4 protein-coding genes are annotated in these 6,286 nt (G+C 71.6%); all 4 read left to right on the top strand.

Annotation, left to right across the window (positions count from 1 at the left end):
- Window positions 1-37: 37 nt before the first annotated feature.
- The 4 genes from VGJ14_20660 to mftB are packed head-to-tail and all read left to right on the top strand — an operon-like array spanning window position 38 to window position 6,270.
- Window positions 38-2,923: an AAA family ATPase gene (locus VGJ14_20660; protein HEY2834840.1), complete on the top strand. Its 2,886-nt coding sequence runs from the start codon at window positions 38-40 to the stop codon at window positions 2,921-2,923.
- A 51-nt stretch (window positions 2,924-2,974) separates the two neighbouring features.
- Window positions 2,975-3,904: an ABC transporter ATP-binding protein gene (locus VGJ14_20655; GenBank protein ID HEY2834839.1), complete on the top strand. Its 930-nt coding sequence runs from the start codon at window positions 2,975-2,977 to the stop codon at window positions 3,902-3,904.
- Window positions 3,901-5,964, top strand: a complete 2,064-nt coding sequence (locus VGJ14_20650; GenBank protein ID HEY2834838.1) for a DUF4350 domain-containing protein — start codon at window positions 3,901-3,903, stop codon at window positions 5,962-5,964. Before VGJ14_20655 ends, VGJ14_20650 begins: the two co-directional genes overlap by 4 nt.
- Window positions 5,965-5,985: 21 nt before the next feature.
- Window positions 5,986-6,270 carry a mycofactocin biosynthesis chaperone MftB gene (gene mftB, locus VGJ14_20645; protein ID HEY2834837.1) on the top strand — a complete coding sequence of 95 codons (285 nt, stop codon included), beginning with the start codon at window positions 5,986-5,988 and terminating at the stop codon, window positions 6,268-6,270.
- The last annotated feature ends 16 nt before the right edge of the window (window positions 6,271-6,286 follow it).

Genomic DNA, 6,286 nt, shown 5'->3' with positions numbered 1-6,286 from the left:
TTGGCGGCCGCGATCATGAGGGCCGTGGGAGGAGTCGATTATCGAGGCACAGAGATTCGTCGGGCGTTCCCGCGAACTGGCTGACCTCCACGAGGAATGGCGCCGGGCTTCTGCCGGCGCCTTCCGCGTTGCACTGCTGATCGGCGAACCGGGGGTGGGCAAGACGCGGCTGGCCGAGGAGGCCGTCGCGCGACTGTCCGGTCCGGTGACCCATCTGGAGGCCAGGGCCCGCCGGTTGGGTGCCACCGCGTCGTTCGGGTTGTGGGCCGACGTTCTGGAGCGACACCTGCGGTCCTTCGATCGCGACGAGATCTCCGCACTGTGCGACGGCTACGTCGACGACCTGGCGGCGCTGCTGCGCAGCGTGGCCGCGCTGCGCGGGCGAGCCCCGGAGGTCGAACCGCCGCGTCCCCGGCTGTTGGGCAGCCTCGGTGGATTGTTGGCCAACCTGGCCGCCACCAACGTGCTGTGCGTGGTGTTCAACGACATGCACCTGGCCGACCCGTCCTCCTGGGACGTGTTGCCCTATCTGGCCGAGCAGTTCAGCGAGGCGCCGATCCTGGTACTGATCACGGCGCGGCCGGGTGAACTGGCCGAGGCGACCACGGCCCTGCGCACCGTGCTCGATCTGGAGGATCTCGGGGCGCTGACCCGCCTGGAGATCGGCCCGTTGGACGACCCCGCGTTGGCCGAACTGGCCGAGGACGTGATGGGGGGCTCGGTCAACAAGCAGTTCCTGGACTGGCTGTGGGACCGCTCCCGGGGCAACCCGCTCTACGCCGGCGGTCTGCTGCGCGCCGCGCGCGACGAGGGCGTCGACCCGCGCGCGCCGGGGCTGCGTCAGGTGCCCGAAGAGTTGACCGCGCGGGTGCGACTGCGCGTCGAGCACCTCGATCGCGATGCCCGCGAGCTGTTGGAGATCCTCGCGGTGGCCGGCGGTCCGGTGGAGTTGGCCGACCTGATGCGGTTCTCCGATACCTCGTTGGACTCCCTCGCGCTGGTGCTGGACTGCTTGGTCCGTTCGCGGCTGATCACCGAGGTGCAACGCGGGCACGTCCCGGCCTACGAGATCAGCCACCCACTGGTCCAGGAGACGATCTATGAACAGATCGGCGGCGCGCGTCGGTTCGCGGCGCACCGCCGGGTGGCCCGTCAACTGTTGGTCACCGGTCGACTCGGCGAGGCCGCCGGCCACTTCGCGCGCTCCGGCGAGAGCGGGGACGACGAGGCCATCGCGGTGCTGCTGGAGGCGCTGCGCCAGGCCGAGCAGCGCGGCGCTTATCAGGAGGGCCTGGGCATCCTGAGCATCCTGGTGGACCTGGTGCCCTCGCAGGACAAGCGGTGGGAGCTCGTCGCGGACGCGTTGTTCCGCGAGGCCGACTGGGTCATCGACCACCGCGCCGATGCCGACGCCGGTCGTGCGGTGGCCGCCCTGCGAGAGATCGATTCGGTGCTGGCGGGCAGCCCCGACATCGCCCGTCGCGCCGCGGTGAAGTCCCGGCTGACCAGCTTCCTGTCCTGGGGAACCGGTGAGGTCGCCGCGGCGGCCGCCGCCGCGGAAGAGGCGGTGACGCTGCACCAGCTGGCCGGGCAGACCACCCAGGCCCGGCTCGCCGCGTTGGAACTGGCCTACGCCCGCGGCCTGGCCGGGGACATCCCCGCGCTGCACGACGGTGCCGGTCGCATGCTGGCCGAGGCGCAGGCCGCGGGCGACGCCGAGGCCTCGCTGTGGGCCGCGGGGGTACGCGGCACCACCGCGTTCTACCAGGGGCAGTTCGCCGAGGCCGACGAGGTGTTGCGCTACAGCGTCGAGGCGGCGCGGGAGCACGCGAAGCCCTACCGGGTCACCTGGGGCCTGATGTCGCTGGGGTGGTCGCTCGGTTTCGAGGGAAGGCTGCCCGAGGCGTACGCGGCGTTCGAGGCGGCGAAGGCCCAGGCGGGCTGGCGGGAATCCAACGTGCTCGAACTGGAGTCGTTGGTTCGCTGGCTGAGCGGGGACTTCCGCGGCTCACTGCAGTGTGCGCGTGAGGTGGTGATGCTCAACGCCAACCGCATCGGCCTGCGCCGTGGGCTGGGCTTGACCTGCCTCGCGCTGTCCGGCGCGGAGGTGGGGGAGCTCGCCGAGGCACACGCGGCGCTGGACAGCACCCGGCAGATCTACGGCGACGGGGTCTGGTTCATGGCCAGCGGGATCGCCCGGCACGCGGAGGGCGTGGTCGCCTGGCGGGACGGACGACTGACCCAGGCGGCAGTGATGCTGCAGCGCGCGGCGACCGAGCTGATCTCGTTGGGCGCACCGGTGTTCGGGGCGTTCGTGCTCGCCGACGCCGCGGAATTGGCCCACGAGCAGGGGGACTCCGACGCCGCGCGCGAGTCGGCCTCGCGTCTGGAGGCAATCGCCACCGCGATCGACCGGCCATTGTTCACCGGCGTCGCCGCCACCGCGCGGGCCTGGTCCGCGCTGACCGCCGACCGGCCCAGCGCCGCCGCCGATGCGGCCGAGGCCGCCGCGCAAGCCCTGGGCGGGCTGCCCTACCCGGCGCTGATCGCCCGCGCTGAACTGGCCCTCGGGTTGGCCCGGGAGGGTCGGGACCCCGCGCTGTCGGTGGCGCGACTGACCCGGGCCGCGGAACGCTACGACAGCATGGGCGCCACCTGGCGGCGGGACCGCGCGCTGGCCCGACTCAAAGGCCTGGGCCGGGCCGGACGGCGGGCCGCCGAGGCCACGATGGGTGCTCGGGCGATCACCTCGCGGGAGCTGGAAGTGGCTCGGCTGGCCGCGCGTCGGCTGTCCGCCGCGGAAATCGCCGCCCAGTTGTGCATCAGCCGGCGCACCGTCGAAACCCACCTGGCCAGCGTCTACGCCAAGGTCGGCATCAACTCTCGGGGCGAGTTGGCGGACCGTCTCGCCGAGCTGGTCTGAGCTGGATCGGGTCAGTATGCGATTCCGTAGCACTTACCTAGGTATCCGCGGGTGAGCGAGCCTAGCGTCGAAGCTGTGGACGGGGCACTGCTGCAGGCCCATGACCTGACGATCCGGTTTGGGCCGCGGCCCGCGGTCACGGGCGTCGATCTTTCCGTGGCCCGCGGCGAGGTGCTCGGCCTGTTGGGGCCCAACGGGGCGGGCAAGACCACCCTGCTGCGGCGCCTCGCCGGGATCCTGCCCGGCCAGTCCGGCACTGTATCGCTGGACGGCCGGGACCCGGCCGCCGACCCGGCGACCCGGCGGCGGATCGGTTACCTGCCCGAGGACCCGCCGCTGTACGGCGACGAGACCGCGCTGGGCTATGTCACCTTCCTGGCCGGGTTGTCCGGCGTCCCCCGCCGGGCCCGCCGCGACGCCGCCCGAGAAGCGCTGACCCGCACCCACGCCGCGAACCTGGCCGAGCGGTTGGCCGGGCGGCTGTCCCGCGGCCAACGGCAGCGGGTGGCCCTGGCCGGGGCGATCGTGCACCACCCCGACGTGTTGCTGCTCGACGAGCCCTCGGAGGGCCTCGACCCACGGCAGAAGGTGTCGTTCCGCGCATTGGTTGCCGAACTGGCAAGCGAGTCCGCGGTGATCTTCTCCAGTCACCTGCTCGCCGAGGTAGCCGCGGTGTGTGAACGCGTGGTCGTGCTCGATGCCGGTCGGATCACCCTGGACCGTGCGGTGAAGGGTGGCGCGCTGCGACTGCGCGTGGTGGTGGACGGTGCCGATGCCGCGCAACTGCACGCGGTGCTCATCGCGATCCCCGGCGTGCACAGTGTCGAGGAGAACCGCTGCACGGTGAACTCCGCGGACGTCGCGCCGCTGATCGCTGCCGCGGTGGCCGCCGAGCGGGGCTGGCAACTCCGCGAGCTCGGTCCGGCCCCGGATGATCTGGAAGCGGCGTTTTTGGCCTCGGTCACCGGCGATCCGCAGTGACGATCCGTCAGAAGGCCAGTCAACCGTTCCCCGGCGCACTGCGGGTGGCCCGCCGGGAATTTCGCTCCTACCTGTTCACCCCGTGGCCCTACGGCGTGGCCGCCGCCTTCCTGCTGCTCACCGGCGTGCTGTTCTACCTGGCGTCCGACGGCACCCGGGAGGCGAGCCTGCGGTGGTGGCTGCCCAACCTGGCGTTCGTGTTGTTGGTGACCGTGCCGGTGATGACCAGCCGACTGATCGCCGACGAATGGCGCTCCCGCCACCTCGACGTGATCCTCGGCCGTGGGGTGTCACCCAGCGGTCTGATCCTCGGCAAGTGGTTGGCCACGGTCGGGTTCTTCGTGGTGCTGATGCTGCCGACCGTGGCGTATATCGGGTTCCTGGCCCGCTGGGGGGCGCCGGACTACCCGCCGATGCTGTCCGGGTATGCGGGCGCGGTGTGCGTGATCGCGCTGTTCTGCGCGGTGGGCACGTTGGCCAGCACGCTCACCCCCACCGCGGTCGCCGCCGGGTTGGCCTCCTTCGCGGTGCTGGTCGCCGCGCAGTTGGCGGGTAGCGCCGGTTCGCTGCACGGGTTGTCCTTCCAACCGCATCTGGACGACTTCTACCGCGGCGCACCCGAGCTGACCGACGTCGTGTACTTCCTGTCCACCACGGCGGTCTGCCTGATTCTCGCGATTGCCGCCCAGGTCGGCCGGTTGCGGTTGACTGACCGACTGCGCGCGTTGGTCGGTCCCACGGTGGCGTTGGCCGTCGCGCTCGGGGTGAACCTGATCCCGGTGCCCGCCGACGCGCGGGTCGACCTCACCTCGACCGATCGGTTCACGCTGTCCCATGCCTCCGGCGAGGTGCTGAAGGCGGTGGCGGTGCCGGTCCGGATCACCGTGTTCGAGCCGGGTGGTTCGGCCGAGGCCCGCGACGCGAAAGTGCTGCTGCGTCAGTTCAATCAACACAACGGGCAGATCTCCTGGCGGGTCATCGACATCCGGAACACCCCCGGTGAGGCCGAGCGGCTGGGTGCGACCGACGACGGCGACGTGGTGGTCGAGGCCGGCGGTGGCCGCGAGGTGTTCTCCCCGCTGACCGAGGAGGCGGTCACCAGCGCGATCACCCGACTGGCCCGCGGCGCGCCGTCGGAGGTGTGCGCGCTGGCCGGGCACGGCGAACGCGAACTCGATGACGGCGCGGCGGGTGGCTACGAGTTGGCCCGTCAGGCGATGAAGGACAACGGCATCGCCGCGATGCGACTGGACCTGACCGTGGCGAAGTCGGTCCCCTCCGAATGCACCACGCTGCTGATGCCCGGCCCGACCGGCGGCCTGGCCAAGCGTGAGATCACCCTGATCAACAACTACCTGGCCGCCGACGGCAAGATGATGATTCTGGACGACCCCGGCGGCCCGGATGTCTCCGCGATCACCGCCCCCTACGGGCTGCGCCTGCTGCCCGGCGTGGTGGTGGACCCGGACCGCGGCGTAGCCGGCGACCCGACCACGCTGTTGGTGAACGGCTTCCCGACGGTCTCGCCGGTGGTCGCCAAGGTGTCCGGGGTGCAGATGGTCGGCTCCGGGGGGATCACCACGGCGGCCTCGGAGCGCACCGGCCTGTCGGTCGCGCAACTTGCCGTGTCCAGCGCGAAGTCGTGGTTGGAGACCGACTCGACCGCGATGAAGTTCGAACCGGAGCGCGGTGACCGGGCGGGCCCGGTGGTGCTCGCCGCCACCGCCGACGACTCAACGGTGCACAGCACCGGCGAGACCCGGGTGTCCGGCAACGGTCCGAGCATTGCGCGCACCCGCCTGGTGGTGGTTGCCGACGCCGACTGGGCCTGCAACGCGCTGATCACCGAACAGGACAACCGCCGCATGTTCATCAACGCGTTGAACTGGCTGGCCGGTCAGGAGGACCTCGTCGTGGTCGGCGGCGATCGTCCCGATCTGCGTCGCCTGCAGCTCACCGAATCCCGCCGGCGTCTGCTCGGCGCGGTGTCCATGGCGGGGATTCCCGGCCTGGTGGCGCTGGGCGGCGTCGGCTGCTGGGCGCGGCGCCGTCGGCGCTGAGCCATCGGGGAGAATGGCGCCGTGTCGTTCGACCTGGACGCCTGCTGGCGGCTGCACCCGCGGGTGTCGGTGCGTCCGGAGCGGTTCGGTGCGCTGCTGTACAGCTTCGACACCCGCAAGCTGTCGTTCCTGAAGACCCCTCAGTTGCTCGAGGTCGTGCAGGCGCTCGCGGATGCGCCGAGCGCGCGCGCGGCCTGCGCGCGGGCGGGGGTGGACGAGGCGGATCTGCCGGCCGTGGCGGTCGCCCTGGGTGCCCTGGCACACTCGCAGATGATCTGCTGCGAGAGCGACCAACCCTCGGATTGACCTCTTCACAAGGGGG

This window comes from Sporichthyaceae bacterium (assembly GCA_036493475.1).
Classification (GTDB): Bacteria; Actinomycetota; Actinomycetes; order Sporichthyales; family Sporichthyaceae; genus DASQPJ01.
Note: the sequence above shows the minus strand (reverse complement) of the source record. Positions and strands in the feature narration are given on the sequence as shown.